Origin of the sequence: Dactylosporangium salmoneum (assembly GCF_039532525.1) — a bacterium.
Lineage (GTDB): Bacteria > Actinomycetota > Actinomycetes > Mycobacteriales > Micromonosporaceae > Dactylosporangium > Dactylosporangium salmoneum.
Genome location: NZ_BAAARV010000021.1, coordinates 19,245 through 37,609, shown reverse-complemented (window position 1 = coordinate 37,609; position 18,365 = coordinate 19,245). Strand labels below are relative to the sequence as shown.

Annotated in this window: 14 protein-coding genes and 2 CRISPR repeat arrays (1 of these 16 only partly in view); of the genes, 2 read left to right on the top strand and 12 right to left on the bottom strand. The window is 69.4% G+C overall.

Going from position 1 to position 18,365, the window contains the following annotated elements; all coding sequences use genetic code 11:
* A CRISPR array of direct repeats spans positions 1-585; the repeat unit is 37 nt; unit sequence GTTGCGATCCTCGCCCGACCCGAAGGCCGGGCGCAGC (it extends 1,253 nt beyond the left edge of the window).
* A gap of 125 nt (positions 586-710) precedes the next feature.
* The 11 genes from cas2 to ABD352_RS12320 form a co-directional block, all read right to left on the bottom strand.
* A complete protein-coding gene (gene cas2 / locus ABD352_RS12370) occupies positions 711-1,019 on the bottom strand; it encodes a CRISPR-associated endonuclease Cas2 (protein WP_425553527.1) in 309 nt (102 codons plus the stop codon).
* Complete coding sequence (cas1c, locus tag ABD352_RS12365; RefSeq protein WP_344612448.1) at positions 1,004-2,032, bottom strand: type I-C CRISPR-associated endonuclease Cas1c; 1,029 nt, start codon at positions 2,030-2,032, stop codon at positions 1,004-1,006. Before cas1c ends, cas2 begins: the two co-directional genes overlap by 16 nt.
* On the bottom strand, positions 2,025-2,669 hold the full coding sequence (gene cas4, locus ABD352_RS12360; RefSeq protein WP_344612447.1) for a CRISPR-associated protein Cas4: 645 nt from the start codon (positions 2,667-2,669) through the stop codon (positions 2,025-2,027). Before cas4 ends, cas1c begins: the two co-directional genes overlap by 8 nt.
* Entirely contained in the window at positions 2,666-3,529 is an 864-nt protein-coding gene (gene cas7c / locus ABD352_RS12355) for a type I-C CRISPR-associated protein Cas7/Csd2 (protein WP_344612446.1), read from the bottom strand. The genes cas4 and cas7c overlap by 4 nt, the downstream gene beginning before the upstream one ends.
* Positions 3,526-5,349, bottom strand: coding sequence for a type I-C CRISPR-associated protein Cas8c/Csd1 (gene cas8c / locus ABD352_RS12350; protein ID WP_344612445.1), 1,824 nt, complete (start codon positions 5,347-5,349; stop codon positions 3,526-3,528). The genes cas7c and cas8c overlap by 4 nt, the downstream gene beginning before the upstream one ends.
* On the bottom strand, positions 5,349-6,038 hold the full coding sequence (cas5c, locus tag ABD352_RS12345; RefSeq protein ID WP_344612582.1) for a type I-C CRISPR-associated protein Cas5c: 690 nt from the start codon (positions 6,036-6,038) through the stop codon (positions 5,349-5,351). Before cas5c ends, cas8c begins: the two co-directional genes overlap by 1 nt.
* 8 nt (positions 6,039-6,046) lie before the next feature.
* Positions 6,047-6,340, bottom strand: coding sequence for a hypothetical protein (locus tag ABD352_RS12340; protein ID WP_344612444.1), 294 nt, complete (start codon positions 6,338-6,340; stop codon positions 6,047-6,049).
* Between the two features lie 262 nt (positions 6,341-6,602).
* Complete coding sequence (cas3, locus tag ABD352_RS12335) at positions 6,603-8,867, bottom strand: CRISPR-associated helicase Cas3' (protein ID WP_344612443.1); 2,265 nt, start codon at positions 8,865-8,867, stop codon at positions 6,603-6,605.
* 288 nt (positions 8,868-9,155) lie between these two features.
* Positions 9,156-11,330: a CRISPR direct-repeat array (repeat unit 37 nt; unit sequence GCTGCGCCCGGCCTTCGGGTCGGGCGAGGATCGCAAC).
* A gap of 370 nt (positions 11,331-11,700) precedes the next feature.
* Positions 11,701-12,015 carry a hypothetical protein gene (locus ABD352_RS12330; RefSeq protein ID WP_344612442.1) on the bottom strand — a complete coding sequence of 105 codons (315 nt, stop codon included), beginning with the start codon at positions 12,013-12,015 and terminating at the stop codon, positions 11,701-11,703.
* Positions 12,016-12,688: 673 nt separating this feature from the next.
* Positions 12,689-13,015 carry a hypothetical protein gene (locus ABD352_RS12325; RefSeq protein ID WP_344612441.1) on the bottom strand — a complete coding sequence of 109 codons (327 nt, stop codon included), beginning with the start codon at positions 13,013-13,015 and terminating at the stop codon, positions 12,689-12,691.
* A 152-nt stretch (positions 13,016-13,167) separates the two neighbouring features.
* Positions 13,168-13,989, bottom strand: a complete 822-nt coding sequence (locus ABD352_RS12320; RefSeq protein ID WP_344612440.1) for an RNA polymerase sigma factor — start codon at positions 13,987-13,989, stop codon at positions 13,168-13,170.
* A 666-nt stretch (positions 13,990-14,655) separates the two neighbouring features.
* Here ABD352_RS12320 and ABD352_RS12315 point away from each other — a divergent pair.
* A complete protein-coding gene (locus tag ABD352_RS12315) occupies positions 14,656-16,221 on the top strand; it encodes a hypothetical protein (protein WP_344612439.1) in 1,566 nt (521 codons plus the stop codon).
* Between the two features lie 31 nt (positions 16,222-16,252).
* Here the strand turns inward: ABD352_RS12315 and ABD352_RS12310 are convergent, their stop codons facing one another.
* Positions 16,253-16,963: a hypothetical protein gene (locus ABD352_RS12310; protein WP_344612438.1), complete on the bottom strand. Its 711-nt coding sequence runs from the start codon at positions 16,961-16,963 to the stop codon at positions 16,253-16,255.
* A gap of 347 nt (positions 16,964-17,310) precedes the next feature.
* On the opposite strand from ABD352_RS12310, the gene ABD352_RS12305 reads away from it, so the two are divergent.
* On the top strand, positions 17,311-18,336 hold the full coding sequence (locus ABD352_RS12305; RefSeq protein ID WP_344612437.1) for a hypothetical protein: 1,026 nt from the start codon (positions 17,311-17,313) through the stop codon (positions 18,334-18,336).
* Positions 18,337-18,365 lie beyond the last annotated feature (29 nt).

The window sequence follows — 18,365 nt, the reverse complement described above, 5'->3', positions numbered from 1 at the left end:
CAACGGCGGCGGCGCCGATGTTGCGATCCTCGCCCGACCCGAAGGCCGGGCGCAGCGCTGAGGACCGGGCCCGCTCCGAAACCGAGATCAAGGAGCTGTTGCGATCCTCGCCCGACCCGAAGGCCGGGCGCAGCCGTAGCGGACCCGGGCGTCGGCGGCCGCCTGGCTGCCGGTGTTGCGATCCTCGCCCGATCCGAAGGCCGGGCGCAGCCGGCAAGCTCCATCACCAGCTGGTACTCATCGCTGCTGTTGCGATCCTCGCCCGACCCGAAGGCCGGGCGCAGCTACATGATGGCCGCGGCGATGACCCTCGGCGGGGCCACGTTGCGATCCTCGCCCGACCCGAAGGCCGGGCGCAGCGGCGACGGCGGAGCAGCGGATGCCGGCGCGGCCCGCGCCCGTTGCGATCCTCGCCCGACCCGAAGGCCGGGCGCAGCTGCGCACAGATCTGGCCGGCGCCGTGGCGCAGGCCAAGTTGCGATCCTCGCCCGACCCGAAGGCCGGGCGCAGCACATCCTGCGCGAGCTCGGCGAGCCGGCCTTACCACCGTTGCGATCCTCGCCCGACCCGAAGGCCGGGCGCAGCGGATTGCGAGCAGGGAAAATAGGCAGGCGACGATTATCGTGTCGCTTGCTTGCGATCCGTTTTGTCGATCATATCCAGATTCTTTGGTTCGGAACCGTCCGCGTTTCGGTGCGGACTGGGGGTTCCTAGATCACAAGTGGTCCTCGCGGATCGACATCGCGGGGTTTGCCGAGGTGTTCGACATCGTCGAGGGCGTTGGCCGGCAACCGGTAGATGCGGATGCTGTCCTGCAGCGGGTCGATGGCGGCGTTCAGCGCGGCGACCAGCCGGAGCTTGTCGGTCTCTCGGCAGACGACCTCGAAGACTGACTTCTGTACGCGGTGCCCGTACGCCTCGCAGATTTTCGCGACCTTGCGCAGGCGGCGTTGGCCTTGCGGGGTGACGGTTTCGACGTCGTAGGTGACGAGCAGGTCCATGGTCAGTTCACGGTCCACGGCTGGTAGGTGTCCAGATCGCCGCGCAGGTGGCGGGCGAGGAGGCGAGCCTGGACCAGGGGCAGTAACGCTGCTGGTACGTCTCGGTTGAGCTGGGCGTGGCGCCAGTCCCGCCGGCGGCTGTGCTGCCATGCCCCGAGGACGGTTTTGCGGCCCGTTTCGGTGAGTCGGTAGCCGCCATTGGGCAGCTGTTCGAAGTCGGTGCGAGCAAGTTCGCGGCGATTGAGCATGGTGAGCGCGAGCCGGTCGGCCAGCAGCGGCCGGAATTCTTCCATCAGGTCCAGGGCGAGGGCCGGCTTACCTGGGCGTACGGCGTGCAGGAGGCCGATGTACGGGTCGAGTCCGACCTGTTCCAGGGCGCCGTGTACGGAGATGCGCAGCATCCCGTAGAGGAACGACAGCAGGCAGTTGAGCGGGTCGGTGGGTGGACGTTTGGTACGTCCGGACGCGTTCCACTCCGTGGGGTTGGTCAGCAGGTTGGGCATCGCGGCGAAGTAGTCGCGGGCGGCGATGCCCTCGACGCCGAGGACTGCGTTGGTGTCGGCGGCGTCGCCGAGCAGTGTGAGGCGTGTTGCGAGGAGGTCGGCGCTGGCTCGCAGGGTGGTCTGGCGGTGTCCGGACGTGTCTCGGGCGGTGCGGAGCAGGACCTGGCGGGCGTTGTGGATTTTCCCGGCGACCATGGCGGTGGACAGGTGGAGCCTCTGGTCCGGGGAGTCGGCGGCGCGGTATTGGGCTTGGCGCAGCAGCGGGTTGCCGGTGGTGGGGCCGACGAGCCGTGCCCGGAACCGGCCGCTGCTGGTCAGCCAGCTGACGGACCGGCCGTCGTCGGCGCAGCGGAGCAGGAGGTCGTCGGTGGGGGTGACGCCGGTGAAGAGGACCAGGTGGTCGAGGCGGACGAGCGGCAGGAGGTGGCGGCCGGTCTGGTCGGGGTGGAAGACCCGGACGGTATCGCCGTCGAGGTGGAGGCTGGTGCCCGGCGTCTGCACGTAGAGGGTGTTGAGTAGTTCAGTCACTCCACGCTCCCAGCGGTCGCGGGGTTAGCAGGTCAGGTGTGACTTGGCGGCGTCCGTCGGTCAGTTCGGGGAGGCAGTCGTCCCGCAGTGAGCATTTGCGGCATCGGGTGTCGTTGCGTGCCGCCGGCAGTGTCGCGGCGGCCAGGAGCGCCCGGACCGCAGCGGTAGCGCTGATTACCGCGTCGAGCAGGTCGGCAGTGATGGGTACGGGGTGGCGGCGGCGTTCGGCGACCGAGTAGATGTAGCCGGTCGGCACGTCGAATCCGGCTTCGATCAGGCAGAGCGCCTGCCCGCCGAGTTGCAGCTCGGCGGGGCCGCCGGGCTGGTAGCGGCCGACCTTGTACTCGACCGGTGTGGCGGTGTGGTGTTCGAACTCGACCACGTCGCAGATGCCGCGCAGGCCGTGGATCTCGCTCCATACCGGTAGGGAGCGGATGGTGGTGAGGCCTCGGCGACGTTGGATGCCGGGCAGGTCGACGGCGGTGTGGCTGAGGTCGCCGCGGACCGTTTCCACGTTCTCCGACCAGACGCCCTCGACATGGATCAAGGCGGTCTGCCGTTGGCAGTACGCGACATGTTCGAGGGCGGACAGCGGCACCTCCTGCACGCCGCTGTCCGCTCGTGCGTCCTCGGTCATGGCCAGAGGTCGACCAGCTTGGTCAGTTCCACGCCGTCGGGCAGCGGTGACGCGTCCCAGACCCGGGTGTAGTCGGTGTGGGTGCGCGGCGCCTTGTCCGGGTCGACGCGGGTGAGGCTAAGCCGTCGGGTGAGGGCGGCGGAGGGCGCGACCCCCAGTGCGTCGCGGTGGCTGAACACGTAGAGCCCGCAGAGCTTCATCTCGCCTCTGGTGGCGGCCCGGTCGTGGTCGAACATGACGCTGACGGCCTGCCACAGCACCGCAAGGTCGTCGCTGGTCACGCCGGTTTTGCCGGCGCGCGGGGCGGAGAAGAACGCGTGCGCCCGGTACAGGCCGTAGGGGACAGTCCACTTCGATCCGATTTCGGTGCGTTCGCCTTTGTCGACATCTTCCTGGCGGGTCTGGGTGACCCGGGTAATGGTGTGGTCGGTCGGCAGGACGGGGTCGATGCTTCGGGCGAAGGTGAGCTGCAGAGGGCCTCGGACCTGGCCGGCGCCGCCGCTCTTGCCGGTGCTGAGTACGCCGCCGAACATCCGAATGTCGAAGTAGTGCTGGCACAGCCACTGCTGTGCCTCGTCCGTCTTTCCGGGGTTGGCTTTGAGCGCGGCCTCGATCCGGGTGTTGAGCGCGTGACCGGCCTCGACGAAGATGCCGTAGCGTTCGTCGTCGCCGCGCAGGAGTGACACCGTGTCGCGAATCTTGCGTTTGATCGCCACGTCGGTGACCAGGCCCTGGCCGGTCTCGTCGTCAGTGCGCGGCTGGTTGGCCGCGTCCGGATCGCCGTTGGGATTGCCGTCGGCAACATCAAAGAGCAGGACCGCGTCGTGGCGTCGGGTCGGGTCCAGGTGGGCGGCGGTCATGCCTCGTCTCCTTCGTCGGACGTCTGCGGCTGCTCATCGGGCTCTGGCGGCAGGTCGGTGTCGGTCTGCTTGGCGGCTGCGGCGCTACGCTCGGTGCGCAGGGCTGCCCGTTGCTGGTGGTAGCCGAGGATGAACTGGGCCTTGTCGGTCAGTACCGCCGTGCCGGGGATCGTGTCGAGGTGCGTGAAGAGGTCGTCGAGGCGCCGCTCGTACGCGACAGCCCAGCCCGGCCGACGCAGCGGTCCACGCAGCCGTTTGAGCCAGGCGGTGGCGGTACGTCGGCCGGAAACCAGCACGACACGGGGGTTGTCGACGGCCCGGGCGAAGTAGCGTTCGGCGAAGGTGGTGTTCAGCTTCTGATCGGCCACCCGGGAGACGGTGCGTTGCAGGTCGTCCAGGACGGCGAAGATCCGACCGGAGATGTAGGCCGGCTGGGTGTTGTCCACGTGCAAGGTCGGTGTCAGCCTTTCTCGGTCACGGTCGGACAGGCCCGGGTGGCGGCGTAGCCCGAGCCGGATCAGACCGGCACGGGCGGCGTCGAGCCGTCCGTCCGCGCGGATGCGGTGGATGAGGTGGTTGAGCAGTTTCGGCGGTAGCGGCCGGTGCAGGAGGGCGGCACCGAGCAGGTCGTGGAAGGTGTCCGGGGGCCGGTCCTCACCGGACGCGCCGAACTTCGTCCAAGTGCCGTTGGCCCCGTCACGGCCACCCTCCCAGCGGCCGGCCACCCGGGCGAGGTGCGAGATACGCGGGTGGACCAGCTCGCCGGTGCGGTCATCGACGATCGCGCAGTCGAGGAACCAGGCGGCGATGTTGCCTTGGATCCTGGGCAGTGGCTGCTCGACCCAGTCACGGACCATCACCCGGGCCACGTTGCCCCCGACCGTCACCGCGCAGTAGGTGGACAGCTCGTCCACGCTCGTGGCCGAGCCGGTGGCCGGCCCGGCGATCAACCGCTGGATGACGGCCGCGTCCGGCTGGTCGAGCGCAGCCCACGGGTCGAAGGTGGATCCGCCCAGCACCCACCACGCCAGCCGGGCGTTCTGCCCGGACAGGGTGGTGCTGTGCCGCGGGTCAGCGAGCAGGCCGGTGAGCGCAGTCATGAACTTCAGGCCGCAGCCTGCGCAGATTGGCGTGTGAGCTAGAAACTTCTGCAGCTCGTAGCCGTGTACGGCCTCGTTGACACTGACCAGCGACGCCCCCTGTGTGGCCCCGGGCAGCCAGCGTTGCGGGATCTGCTGCGGAATCGTCTTCAGCAGCGGCTGCGTCCGACCGCAGACCAGGCACAGGCCGCTGCTGCCGGAGTTCTTCCGGTCCCCGGCCACCGTGGCCCAGAATCGCTGAGCGGCGTCGGTGGTGGCCGCGTCCCGGCCAGCTACCCGGAAGCGAATCAGGTCACCGCGACTCCAACCAGGCGGCTGCTCGACCCTGCGGTCGTGACCGTTGTGGTAGAACGCGACGATGGCAGGCCCAGGGCCGTCCGGCTCCGCCGCCGCCCACCGCTTGATCAGGTCACGAAACGCGTCGTGCTGCTTGGCCACTCGATCCGGCTTCGCGCCGTCAGTGACCCACCCGAACAGATACTCGCCGTTGTCGACCGCGAGTACCGGCGCGATCGCGACCGTGCGGGTGACCGCCGGCACCAGGTGCGGCGTGCCGAACCTGCGCTGCGGGTCGGACCGTTCGGCCGTATCGGTCAAGTCCCCATCCGCGACGCCGTCCGCGTCGATGTTGAGGATCCAGCGCACCGGCTTGTAGGCGTAGAACGGCGGGATGACCTCGTCGCTGGTGTCGGCATACTCGACCAGTCGTTGCAGCAGCACTAGACCACCTGGTCTTCCGGCAGCGCGAGCTCGATCCCGCGCTCGGGCACATACAGCACGCCGGCCTCGATACGGGCGGCGAACCACTCCATCCGCGGACGCCCGTCTCGCCCATCCCGGTGGATCGAGTGCAGCATGATGCCGACCTGATCGTTGACCGCCTCGCAGCGCAGCGTGTCATCCGGCCAGCCGAAGTCGGCGCTGAACTCCCGGGTGCCGAGGTACGGCCGCTGGAAACAGGCGCCCTTGCGGACCCGGCGGCGCAGCTGATCCCGATACGCCGCAACAGGCTTGTCGGCATGCGCGGCGAGCTCAATGTGCGCATGAATCCGGTAGGCCACATCGCGCAGACAGACAGCGTTGCGCTGATCGCGGGCCGCGGCCGTGTCCACCCGCCGGGTTCCCTTGATCGCCTCGGCCAGCGGCGCCACATCCGAGGTTTCGTTCCGACGGACGGTGAACTGCCGGACCGGCTTGAGCACCTCGATCGCCACGATCTGGTAGCGAATCTCCGGCTTCCAGAAGATCGATTCAAGCACCCCAACGGCAGCCGACGGCGTCATCACCGGATAGCTGACCCGCTCAACCTTCAACTCCGGCCGGGAAAACAATGCGGCCTCGCCACTGACCTGCACAACTACCGGAAGATCCCCGTCAGCACTACGACGCAGGGTCAAACCATTGACCACATCCGCCGTCACGACATCATTCCCTCCATCAAGATCACGAAGCGCGCCCGCAGTGTCGGACTGCGCGCCGCTCCGACGATCCACCGGTCGCATCCGGCGCCCATCATGGACCAGCGGTACGACACTTTTCCGTCCGCCGAACTAATGATCGACAGTTGCCGGCCGTATCCGCTTGCACCAACCGGGTTGCACATGACCGCCCATACAAGGCGACCTGCGTACTGGTCGACGCGAGCCAACAGCGGTATTCCAGTCAGCCAGAGATGCTTGAACCGGTCAACCTCCCCGAGTTCAGTTCCCACGAACCGCTCGTCGTGGGCCGGACGACATCCGGCCCACGGCATTCCGGCTACCGCGGCCCTCGCCCAGCCCGCATGTTGCGATCCTCGCCACCTGACAACGGCGCAGCCTCGCACCCGCCAGCCAAGCCGCCGACAGGGCGAAAGAGCAGCCAAGACCCAGACCGGCAGCTATCGCGGCAGCTGGCGCCTTGCATTGGTTCATGGCCTGATCAGGGCAGTACCGCGGCAGACCGGTCGCGACCGACGCGGCCCACCGGGCTGGCTACAAGACGAAATCCTCGAATCTGGGATCAAGGTCGATGCCGGTGTGGCGGTCGTATCCGCCACACCACTCGACGAGCGCGCCGCGACGCACCTCGATACCGAAAAGCGGCCGCATCAAGGCACTGACGCCAGCCGATCGCAACACGCTCGGGTGGACGTTCGTGGTGTACGGCTGGAGCCGACGCAGCTGCGCCATGTCCGGAACCGGATCGCGTCGCAGTCGTTCAATCAGGTCCTCGAGGTCTCGCTGCTGCTCCGGCGTCTCGGCGCCCTGTGGGGTGACTACGGAGATGCCCTCGTCGTCGATCATCCGGAACGCCAGCTTCGGATCCCGGCGACCGGTACTGCCGTCCAGCGGGCCGTCGGTCACCGTCTGAAACGCCCACCGGGCCCGAGCCTGCTGGATCTGCTGACCGACATGACGGCCATCGTCAAGGTTCAACGCGTCATACACGTCCGTGTAGTAGCCCGGCAGAGTATTCGGGTTGTCAGGATCGCTCCTGTCTGGACCGAAATGCCGTCTTGTGCAGTCAACCAGTGTCTTGTACGCCGGGGGCTGACCACCGTCAGCCGGCGCGAAGACAACTACGCGACCGCTGGCCAGGCGTCCCTCCCTGTTGGCGCGCCCAGCCGCCTGAAGCAACGAGTCGGCCGGCGCCTGCGCACGGAACACCACAGGGAAATCGACATCAACACCCGCTTCGATGAGCTGGGTCGACACGAGCAGCACACGTTGGCCGTCCTGAAGGCGCTGCCGCACCTGCTCGAGCACCCGCCGCCGATGATCCGGGCACATGCGGGTGGACAGATGCCATGCCACATCCTCCGGTTCGGTATCACGCCAGTGATCGAACACAGTCTTGGCGTCTGCGGTCGTGTTGGTGACCACCAGGGCGGACCCGTCCACCGCGGCTTGCGCGGCGATTTCCACCAGCGTCGGTTTCGGCTCCAGCTGCCACTCGAACCGGACGCGCCGCAGGTCGTTGACGAGCTTCGGCGTATCCCGAATCAGGTCCGTGACCGGCAGGTCGCTGAACTCGTTCAGTGCCCAGAACTCCGGCTGCGTCGCCGATGACAGCAGCACTGTCGTGCCGAAATGCTCCACCAGCAGCCGCAGTCCGTCGAGAATCGGCGCGAGCATCCGGTGCGGCAACGCCTGAACCTCGTCCAGCACGATCACCGAGTTGGCCAACCGATGCACCCGACGCATCGTCGAAGGCTTCCGACCAAACAGCGACTCGAAAAGCCGGACAAACGTCGTGACGACGAACGGCGCGTCCCAATTCTCCGCAGCCAGCCGCGCCCACCGCCCGCCCAGGCCGTCATCGAAGTCAGCCTGGCTATGGTGCTCCAGCACGACAGGTTCCACGCCATCCTCGTCCAGCATTCCCCGATACACGCTGGCGTTCTGCTCTGTGATGGTCAGAAACGGAACGGCCACGATGACCCGACGCATGCCGCGCTCCTTCGCATGCCGCAGCGCGAACCCGGCACTGGCCAGGGTCTTGCCTGCGCCGGTCGGGGCGCCCAGCCGGAACATGCCGGACGGCTCCCCGGCAGCGGCCACGCAATCGGCAAAGACCTGTTCCCGCACCGAACCGATCGATGCGGTTCCTCGCCCTGTCACGGCCTCGCCCCGCCGCCGCTCGAACAAGTCATAGAGGTAGCCGAAGTCGACAACGTCACGAACTCGCGGCTCCGCCAACCCTTGGAAATGGGCGCTGGTGTCCAGGCTGTCGGCATCCACCAAGGCGCTGAAACACAGACGAACGGCCATCTCACCGACCCGCGTATCCTGCCGCCACGATGCCGGGACCAGCCCCGCGAGACTCGGCGGCAGGTCCGGAAGTAGCTGCGACAACGCCTGCTCAGCGGACGCCACGTTCCCCCGGTTCTTCGCCAGACGTCCCTTCACGGCTGCACCAAGATCAGAAACGTCGACTAGCCCACCATGGTGGCCATAGATCGCAACGGCCAAACGACCTAAGCCGCGCTCCGACGCAAGACGAGTACCCAACGCCTTATGGTCGATACCAACCGGCTGGTCGGTACCAGCGACCGCCTTCAACTTCCCCTGCCAGTCGCATCCAGCCTTTCCCACATCGTGCAGCGCCCCGAGCCAATACGCCACGTCTCCGCCACCGAACGGCGCCGCGAAGCGTCTCGCCAAATCGGCTGTCCCACGCAAATGGTCGCGCAAGGCATGCCAACGGGTGCCACTCGGAGCGGGGCTATGCGCCCACAGAGACGCCGTTCCAGACACGCGGAATCCTTCCTAAACGACCGGAATCGACGCCGACACTAACCACACACAACGCTAGGCAGCCGCTCCAGACACGATCCCCAGAGCATCGGCCCCGCAGCCGTCGGCGGCTGGCACACCGGGATGATAGCGATCCGCACCGGCAGCGTTTCGTGATCTAGGAACCCCAGGCTCACACTCCAAACACCGGAGGTTCCTAACCGCAAAATCCGGATCGACCACGCAAATCGGGCCATCGAACAGCTGGCGGCCGTATCAGCATCCGACTATCCTGCCTGCTGGGGAAAGGCTGCGCCCGGCCTTCGGGGCGGGCGAGGAGCGCAACGTCTACCCGTTCGGCCTCCAGCCGAGCCTCGGCTAGCTGCGCCCGGCCTTCGGGGCGGGCGAGGAGCGCAACAAGAAGGCCGGCGAGTCCACGCTCAAGCAGGTCAAGGCTGCGCCCGGCCTTCGGGGCGGGCGAGGAGCGCAACGCGTGCTGCGTGATCACCGCGAGGCCCTCGTCGATGTCGAGCTGCGCCCGGCCTTCGGGGCGGGCGAGGAGCGCAACGGAGCAGCAAGGGCGCGGACCGGGGCGGGGCACTGCGCTGCGCCCGGCCTTCGGGGCGGGCGAGGATCGCAACCTGTACGCCTAATGGGCACGTTCGACGATCTCGAGGCTGCGCCCGGCCTTCGGGGCGGGTGAGGATCGCAACGGGCATGTCGAGCGGGCGTGGGTGTCGGCAACGGGCTGCGCCCGGCCTTCGGGGCGGGCGAGGGTCGCAACGTCGACGTTGAGGTGCCGGAGCCGGGCAAGTTCGGCGACGGCTGCGCCCGGCCTTCGGGGCGGGCGAGGATCGCAACAAGAAGTACAAGGCGATCATCGCGAAGCACCAACGGGAGCTGCGCCCGGCCTTCGGGGCGGGCGAGGATCGCAACAAGGACGCCGGCTGGTGCAGCGAGGATGGGTTGAAGCTGCGCCCGGCCTTCGGGGCGGGCGAGGATCGCAACACGTCCAGCGCGGCGAGCTGGACCGCGAGCACGCCGGCTGCGCCCGGCCTTCGGGGCGGGCGAGGATCGCAACCTGTCATAGCCTGCTGTGGTGAACGCAACCAAGCCCGCTGCGCCCGGCCTTCGGGGCGGGCGAGGATCGCAACAGCCGGGGGATCTCCTCGGCCCGGTCGAGCACCTCCAGGCTGCGCCCGGCCTTCGGGGCGGGCGAGGATCGCAACCACACCGAGTACGAGACGACCACCGAGGTCACAGGGCTGCGCCCGGCCTTCGGGGCGGGCGAGGATCGCAACGTCGACGGCCGGGTTGACCGGGTGTGGATGTGGCGGGCTGCGCCCGGCCTTCGGGGCGGGCGAGGATCGCAACGCGTCGGCGGAGGAGGCGGTCGCCGCGGTGCTGGGGCTGCGCCCGGCCTTCGGGGCGGGCGAGGATCGCAACGCTGACGCGCTGCGCACGGCCGCCCTGGCGCTCGACCCGGCTGCGCCCGGCCTTCGGGGCGGGCGAGGATCGCAACTGGTAGGTGATCATCGCGTTCGGCAGGTACAGGGTGGGCTGCGCCCGGCCTTCGGGGCGGGCGAGGATCGCAACTCCGTCACGACGGACACCCGGCAGCGGACCGGGTACAGCTGCGCCCGGCCTTCGGGGCGGGCGAGGATCGCAACACCTGGTGTGGAAGCGGTGCACCGCAGCCGACACGGGGGCTGCGCCCGGCCTTCGGGGCGGGCGAGGATCGCAACGCAGAGATCCTCGACGACGAACGCGCCGCGGCCCTGCGCTGCGCCCGGTCTTCGGGGCGGGCGAGGATCGCAACCGGTTCGGCCAGCGCGGGCGGACGCCGTGCGTGCAGGCTGCGCCCGGCCTTCGGGGCGGGCGAGGATCGCAACTACGACGACATCCGCAAAGCGCGGGACACGACCATGCTGCGCCCGGCCTTCGGGGCGGGCGAGGATCGCAACGCACACGGGAACAGGTGCGGATCGTCGGGGCACCCGGCCGCTGCGCCCGGCCTTCGGGTCGGGCGAGGATCGCAACACCGTCGGCATCTCCGTTCAGGGCGGCCCGTCCGGCACGAGCTGCGCCCGGCCTTCGGGTCGGGCGAGGATCGCAACTACGACAACTGCGAGATCGAGGTCATCACCGCGCTGAAGCTGCGCCCGGCCTTCGGGTCGGGCGAGGATCGCAACGGGCCACCGGGCGACCCGTCGCCCGGCTCGGCCGCAGCGGCTGCGCCCGGCCTTCGGGTCGGGCGAGGATCGCAACACCGTCGTGCGGGCCGTCAACGGCATCTCGAAACCAGCTGCGCCCGGCCTTCGGGTCGGGCGAGGATCGCAACAGTGGATTGAGACGCCTCGGGCGTATTCCGCCACTGCTGCGCCCGGCCTTCGGGTCGGGCGAGGATCGCAACGTCGCGACCGCGACGTACACGGACGCGACCACCGGCTGCGCCCGGCCTTCGGGTCGGGCGAGGATCGCAACGTCGCGACCGCGACGTACACGGACGCGACCACCGGCTGCGCCCGGCCTTCGGGTCGGGCGCACCAGCAACTACGCGCCCCGATCATCCTGATCTGGGACAACCTCAACACGCACGTCAGCGCCGTGATGCGCGCGTCGACGGGCACCAGCGGTGGCTGACCGTGGTCCGGCTGCCCGCCTACGCCCCCGGAACTCAACCCGGTCGAAGGCGTCTGGGCACACATGAAACGCGGACTGGGCAACCTCGCCGCCGCCGTGAAGACCCGCTGAGGCAGATCCAGTACCGACCGGACCTCATCAACGGCTTCCTCGCCCAGACCGGCCTGACCCTTGGCCCGCAGCCGCCGTAACCAGCCACACGCCTGTTCAGCTACCCCGCTGCCGCGAAGCCGGGCGCGAACCGGGCCGAGGGACCCCCGCGCTCGGCCCACCACCGTCCACGGCGTACCTCCACACCCGGTACGTCGGCCAGCATCCGCTCTGGATCAACTACGCTGGCCAACGCCTGCGCCAAGTCCCCGCGCAGCTCGGCCGCAGCGTCCTCAACCGTGTCCTGCTCACGCGACCAGTCGATGCCCGCATCCCGCAGCCGTTGTACAGCCAGCTCAGCGACCGCGACCGGGTCATCGACCACGACCTCAACGCGGCAGTACACCTGCATCACGACCGGCTCGCCTACCGTCATGACGGGCAGCATTGCACGAAGGCGCAACCTCGGACCAACTCAAATCTCAGCAGTTCAACCACTGTAGCGGTCGACATCGAAGCCGTATGCTTCGAGCTGGCGACGCGCGAGAGCACGCTCGTCGTCGGAGAACAGGGCGGCATACTCCGATGGAAGCGTCCAGGCTTCGGCGCTTCGGCCGAGCCGCTTCCGCTCACATAGCAGCGTGAATCCGGACTGAGTGTTTGAGCTGGCGTGCCAACATCTCGCGGTTCCGCCGTGCGTTCACTGGGTGCTCCGGCCGCCACGAGGGCGGCGGAGGCGTGCCAGCCAACGACACGTCGCCCACCTGGCGCTACCGTCATGGGTGTGGACCCCAACGATCGGCACTCCAGCACATCGAGCCGACAAGGACCAGCGACAGCGCAGACCTCTGAACCGACGCCCACGCCGAATCGCGAGCCGTCTCGCGAGCCCGCCGCGGGCGATGAAGTCCGCGCAGCTGCGGGAACCGTCCTCGTGCTTGGCGTCGTTGTCGTGGCCGCCGTCGTGCTCGGCGCCTTGGCGGCCAGGATCACGCCGAGCACATCGGCGACCACGATGGTGCTCGTCGTCGCGGTGGTGAGCGCCCTGCTCGCCGGTCTTGCAGCTGGAGCCGTGCATGGCCGATTCGGCAGCCGGGCCGCGGCCGCCGTCAGGCAGTCGGCGGCCCCGATCGCCCGGACCGGTCGCCCCGACCGGTGAACCGCGAGACGGCCATCGCGCCGGAGCCGACTGCCAGGGCGGCACCAGCGACCCCCATCGCCATCTGCGGCGTAGCCCCCGGAATCACCAGCAGCCCGACAAGCACAGCCACGAGGTAGATCGCCGCCCCGCCCGCGATATGGACCAGCTGGATGCCCACCTTGTGCCACTGCCAGCTCTTGTAGCGGCGCAGGGTTTCGTCGTCATGCGTCGCCCGGGTGTCCTGCCGGTCCTGCGCGTCCAGCTGACTCACCGGCGGCAGCTTCTCCCGTACCATCGGCGGCTTCTGCCGGCGCGCGGCCGGAATCCGCGAGGGTGTGCGTGGAGCGGAAGTCCGAGACGCCGCAGATCGTCTCGGCGCATCCGCCGACCCGGCACCAGCCGCCGCACCGCCGCCCTGGTTGCTGGCTCCGCCGATGTTCACCGTGCTCACGCCGCGGCCTCCCCGGGCAGCAGCAGACGCATGCCCGCCGCCCGTTGCCGCTTCAGGACCCGCTGCCGGAAGCGGTACAGCCGACCCTCCACGGCCCGCAGCGTGAGTCCGAGTTCGTTGGCGATCTGCGCCTGGGACTTGCCCTGCATGATGAGCCCCAGGATCACCTTGGTTGTCGGCTGTGCCATGTCGATCATCGCTCGCAGGTCGCTGCGGTCGATCGCCACGCGCTCGGGATCCGGCACCACGCCCGCCAGGTGAGCGCCGACCTCGTCCAGGTCGAGGCCGTGGCGCACGGCCAGCGCACCGATCCGGTCGCTGCGGGCCCGGGACCACCGCTGATAGGCCCGGGGGAAGTTCAGGGCGCACGCGCCGATGAACCAGGTGCGCAACGACGCGCCGCCGTCCTGCTTCCAGCCGCGGTCCAGCACAGCCCGCTGGTAGAAGTCCTCGACGGCTCGGGAGATGACGTCGATGGCCAGGGCGTCGCGCTCCTCCTCGGACTGGTGCAGTACCACCATGTCCTCCGGCGTCACGGCCACGTACAACCGGGGCGAATAGCGCTGTACGAGCTGGCCCATCCGGTTGAGCCGCAGGAACGCCTTGATCACCGGCCACCCGTATAACCACAGGTCGTCGAAGAGCTGGTGATATGCCTGACCTTCGCTGCGGCTGCTCAGCAACGCCTCGAACGCGATCCGCTCGATGAGGCCCTGCTCATCGAGCCGGCGCATCGCGATGTCGCGCTGCTCCGCAACCTCGACGAGCTCCGGCTCGTCGCGGATCTCGTCGAGAAGATCATCGGCATGACCAGCCACACGGGAAGGATAGTCGAACATTGCGCCCCAACTACCCTCTGGGTTGTGGGAGTCATAAGCGGCTTTCACGCCTACTTCTATGCGTGCTCCCGGGGAGCACCCCACGGGTTCCTTGAAGTGTCCTGTGTCACACGCTCGCCGCGTCGGCGGCGCTACCCCTTGACGTGCGCCAGGCCCGCCTGCTCGCCGCAGCAGGCACGGTCGCCGACGAGCAGGTGCGTTTTCGATTGCCAATACGTCCACGATCTGATTTACGAAAGGCCACGTTCCTGCGCTGCGCAACCGCTGCCGCGGTCGTGCTGGTTGCTCCGTCTTTTAGTCCGTAGGTTCAGGGTTTGAGTCCCTGGCGGCCCACCACCTGACCTGCAGGTTCCTACCGCGCCACTGTCCATTGGGGACTTGAGTTGCTCGGTGGTTGCTCCCGCGAGCGCGTGCTACCGGCCCACGTGGCAGGCTGACCTGCGGATTCGGTGATCGCTAGACTAGCCGTCCGGCGGCAGTCACTCCTTGGTCGCAGTGCGCGAAAATGGCGCCGCTCCGCACCTGGTTCGCCCGTTGGTAGAGGGGCGCAGCACGCAGACATAAAACCCGTTATCGACCACCCGCGCGGGCCGCAGGTGGCACGCGAGCCGCCGGCGTGACCGGCGAGGGTGCCATAGTGGGCCGATGCCGACCGGGTTCGAGTTCGGGCGCATCGAAGCGGCGATCGGCGCCCTGGCCGATGACGAACGGATGCGGCTGGCGGCCGCGGTGGCGCCGCTGCGGGCGCGACTGCTGGCGCAGCGGCCAGCCGGTGCGAGGGCGTTGCGGCGCGATCAGGCGGCTGCAGCGCGGGCCACGGCCGCGGACGAGGCGCTGCAGGAACACGTCCGGCGGGTGGTCGACGCGGCGCCGCCGCTGAGTGAGGAGCAGCGGGCGGCGCTTGCCGCCCTGCTGCGACCCGCGTCCGGCCCGACGGACGGTCAGCGCGCGGCCCGGGTCCGCCCGCGTCCGGAGGACGCGATCCTGGGGCGGATCGAGGAGCTGTTGGAGTCTGGGCCGGTCGGGCCGGCGGTCCGGGAGCGGCTGCTCGCGCTGCTGCCGGACGTCGAGCAGGACGGGCACGGCCGTGCGGACGGGACGATCGTCCCGTCCCCGGAGGCCATGGTCGAGCGGCTGCAGCGGGAGGGATTACTGCGGGTGGCGGACCCGCCGGTGTCGGTCCGGGCGGCGTGGCGGCGGACCATCTTCGCGGCGATGCAACGCCGACTGGTGCCGGACGGGTACCGGCTCCGTCACCGCGGCCGGGACCACGGCGACCTGCTGATCGAGCTGCACGCCACGGATCCCGCGGCGGCGCCGACGCCGGATCGGCCGGTGGTGCCAGTTCCCGAGGACCTGGATCTCGCGCACCCGCTGGTGCGGGCGTTGGATGCGAAGCCCGCCGTCCTGGCGGTATCGCCGGAGTCGCGTCCGCGCGCGCTCCGGCTGGTCCAGGCGTTGGCGGCGGCTGCCCGGCAGCGCGGCCACACCGTCGACCTGGCGGGCGGCCCGAAGCCGGGGTTGCGGTTCAGCGCCGGCGGGTTCCACGTGCCAGTGACGGTGTCGGAGGAAGACGACACGATCGACTATCTGCCTGACGGCGACGAGCTGGCGGAGCGGAAGGTGTATGCGTGGCAGCGGATCGTCCCGGAACGCAGGCAGGTGCCTTCGGGCCGTCTGGTGATCGAGGTTCCGGACGAGCGGCCGTTTCTGGGGCGGCGTCACCGCTGGGCCGACCGGCAGCGGTGGCGGCTCGAGGACCGGCTCGGCCACGTGCTGGCCGAGCTCGAACACCGTGCGGTCGCCCAGGCACAGGCGCAGGAAACGGCCCGGCAGGCTGCCCTCGACCGACGCCGGGACTGGGAGGAGGCGATGTCCGCCGCCCGCACCGCCTACACCGACGCGTACTACGAGCGAGCAGCCCGCGAGCAGGTCGATGCGTGGCAGCAGGCGCAGGCCGCCCGGGCCTACGCCGGTGCACTGACCTCCGCCATTAACGACCTCCCAGCTGCAACGGCCTCGGCCGAAGCCGCTCCGCCGCCGGACGAGGGCTGGTCGGCCTGGATCGACCGGATTCTGCGCTACGCCGACCGCATCGATCCACTCCGTCCCGTGCCGCCGCTCCCGGACCCGCCGGCACAGCCGACCCCGGAACGGCTCAAACCGTTCCTCGACGGGCGGAGTCCGTACGGCCCGGACAGCACCCGGTAGTCCGGCCGGTGGCGCCGACCGGGCGGCCTGGCTACCGCTGGCGGCGGGCGCGGCTGAGCTGCGCGATCGGGATGCCGAGCCGCCGCTCGAGATCGTTGGCCTGACGAACCCGGCCGGCCTGCCGCAGCTCGGTGACGGCCTCGGCGATGAGGTCACCGAGGCGCAGCACCTCGGCCCGCAGCGCGACCAGTTCGTCGAGACGTTCCCGTGGCGCGGCGCCGCACCACCGCCGGATCATGTCGCGTCGCGGCCGGAACACCGTGGCGTCCACATCTGCGCACACATCGGCCGAGACATGCCGGCCGCCGTCGCGCCCCGGATAGAACCGGCCGCGGATCGCCTCGAGGTCGGCACGTTCGTCGTCGCGGTGCATTTCCTCCAGCAACCGGTCGGCGTGCTGTTCGGCCAGTTTCTGTGCCGTGGCGAGCAGACCTGGCCATGGCACGATGACCGTCCCGGAGTCCATGACGTAGCCAGGCGCGGTGGCCAGGTCAGTCGGATGGATTCCGACCGCCGTGGCGAACGCGGCTGGATCGATGACGCGCAGCACGCCGTAGCGGGAGGTGTCCATGACGTCGAAGCAGTCCTTCGGCAGCAGCATCTCCAGGAGCCAGTCGGCGGCGCTGAGCTCCACGGTGTCCAGCGCGCCCGCGGAGGCTTCGCAGACGGCATCCCAGCGCTGCTCCTCGCACAACCATGCGTCGATCTGGTCCCACTGCACTTTCAGCCGGGCCGGCGGCACCCATTCCTCCCGGCCCTCGTCCTGCTCGTTAAGGAACCGCACCAGCACCCGCGCCGGCCGCTTCGTCCCAACCCGCTCCACCCGGACCCGGCTGAACGCGTCGCGGCTTCTGGCCCGATACGCCCACTCCTCACCGACCTCCACCATGCGCTCCTTCCCGAGCTGCCGCCTCGGGAACACCGGGGAGAACCCGAGGTACCGGCCGTTGCCTCACGGCGCGGGCGGGGCTCTGCGGTCTGCAGATGCCGAATCTGCCGGCCCGGTCACCGTAACGCGCACGCAGATCGACGTCTGCCGTTTCCGCGGCGCGGCAGGCCACCCAGCTGAGGCAGTCGTAGGCTGACGCCGTGGCGCCATTGACGTCGTTGATCGACAAACCGGACACGCTCGTCGGCGCCTGGATGCGCGAGACGTTCCCGCACGTCCGCCTACTGCAGGCGGCGGTGTGCGCAGCGACCGACGACATCCTCGTACCGCGGCCATCCGAGGTTCCGGCCGGCACCCAGGGCGCGGCCGCGGACTGGTGGCTGCGGATGCTCGTCGCGCCGGCCGTGCCGCTCGACCTGGCGTGGAACGGCGCTCGCATGCGTCCCAGGTTGCGGCCGCTTGCCCAGCGATTCCTGCAGGAGCTCGATCCGGACCGTGCTGTGCTGCAGCCGGCGAACTTCTCGACCCAGCCGGATGCCTGGTGGGCCAGCACCTGCTATGCCCTCGCCCTGTTCGTCGAGCTCTACCGCAACCCGGGGATCACGAACTCACCGCTGCTGCACCTGCCACCCGAGGCGGACGTCGCTGACCTCCGTGCCCTGGCCAGCCCGGCGGTCATCGCCGATCTGGTCACCATGCGAGACGTGGCCCTCCAACACCTGCTGCCACAGCTCCCGGCCGGGCTGGTCCACGCCGGCCCGACGTTCGACGGCAGCCGCCTCATCCCCGCCGACGCCGACCTCATCAACGGCGACCTCCTGCTGGATTTCAAAGCCGATCAAGGAGGCAGCCCGCGGCAGGACGGCACCCGGTCCGCCGCCCTGCACCGCAACGACGTCTACCAGGTGCTGGGCTACGCCCTGATGGACACACCCGATCACTACCGGCTCCGTCACGCAGGGTTCTACTACGCCCGCTTCGGCCACCTCGCCCGCTGGCCCCTCACCGAGCTGCTTACCATCACGACCGGCGATGCCGGGGCCGACCTCGCCGCCCTACGCGGGCGGTTCGCCGAAGTCCTGCAACAGACCCGGGCCGCCGAGAACCAGGCGAGCACTGAGCGCCGGCAGCGGTTGCTCGCAGCCAGCAGGACGGCCGAAGCCGGCGAGGCTGCTCGGGGTCGGCGGCCGCGGCAGGAAGGTGTGCCGCGGGCGGACGCACCATAAGTGGGATTACGCGCGGTCGCTCGCTGATG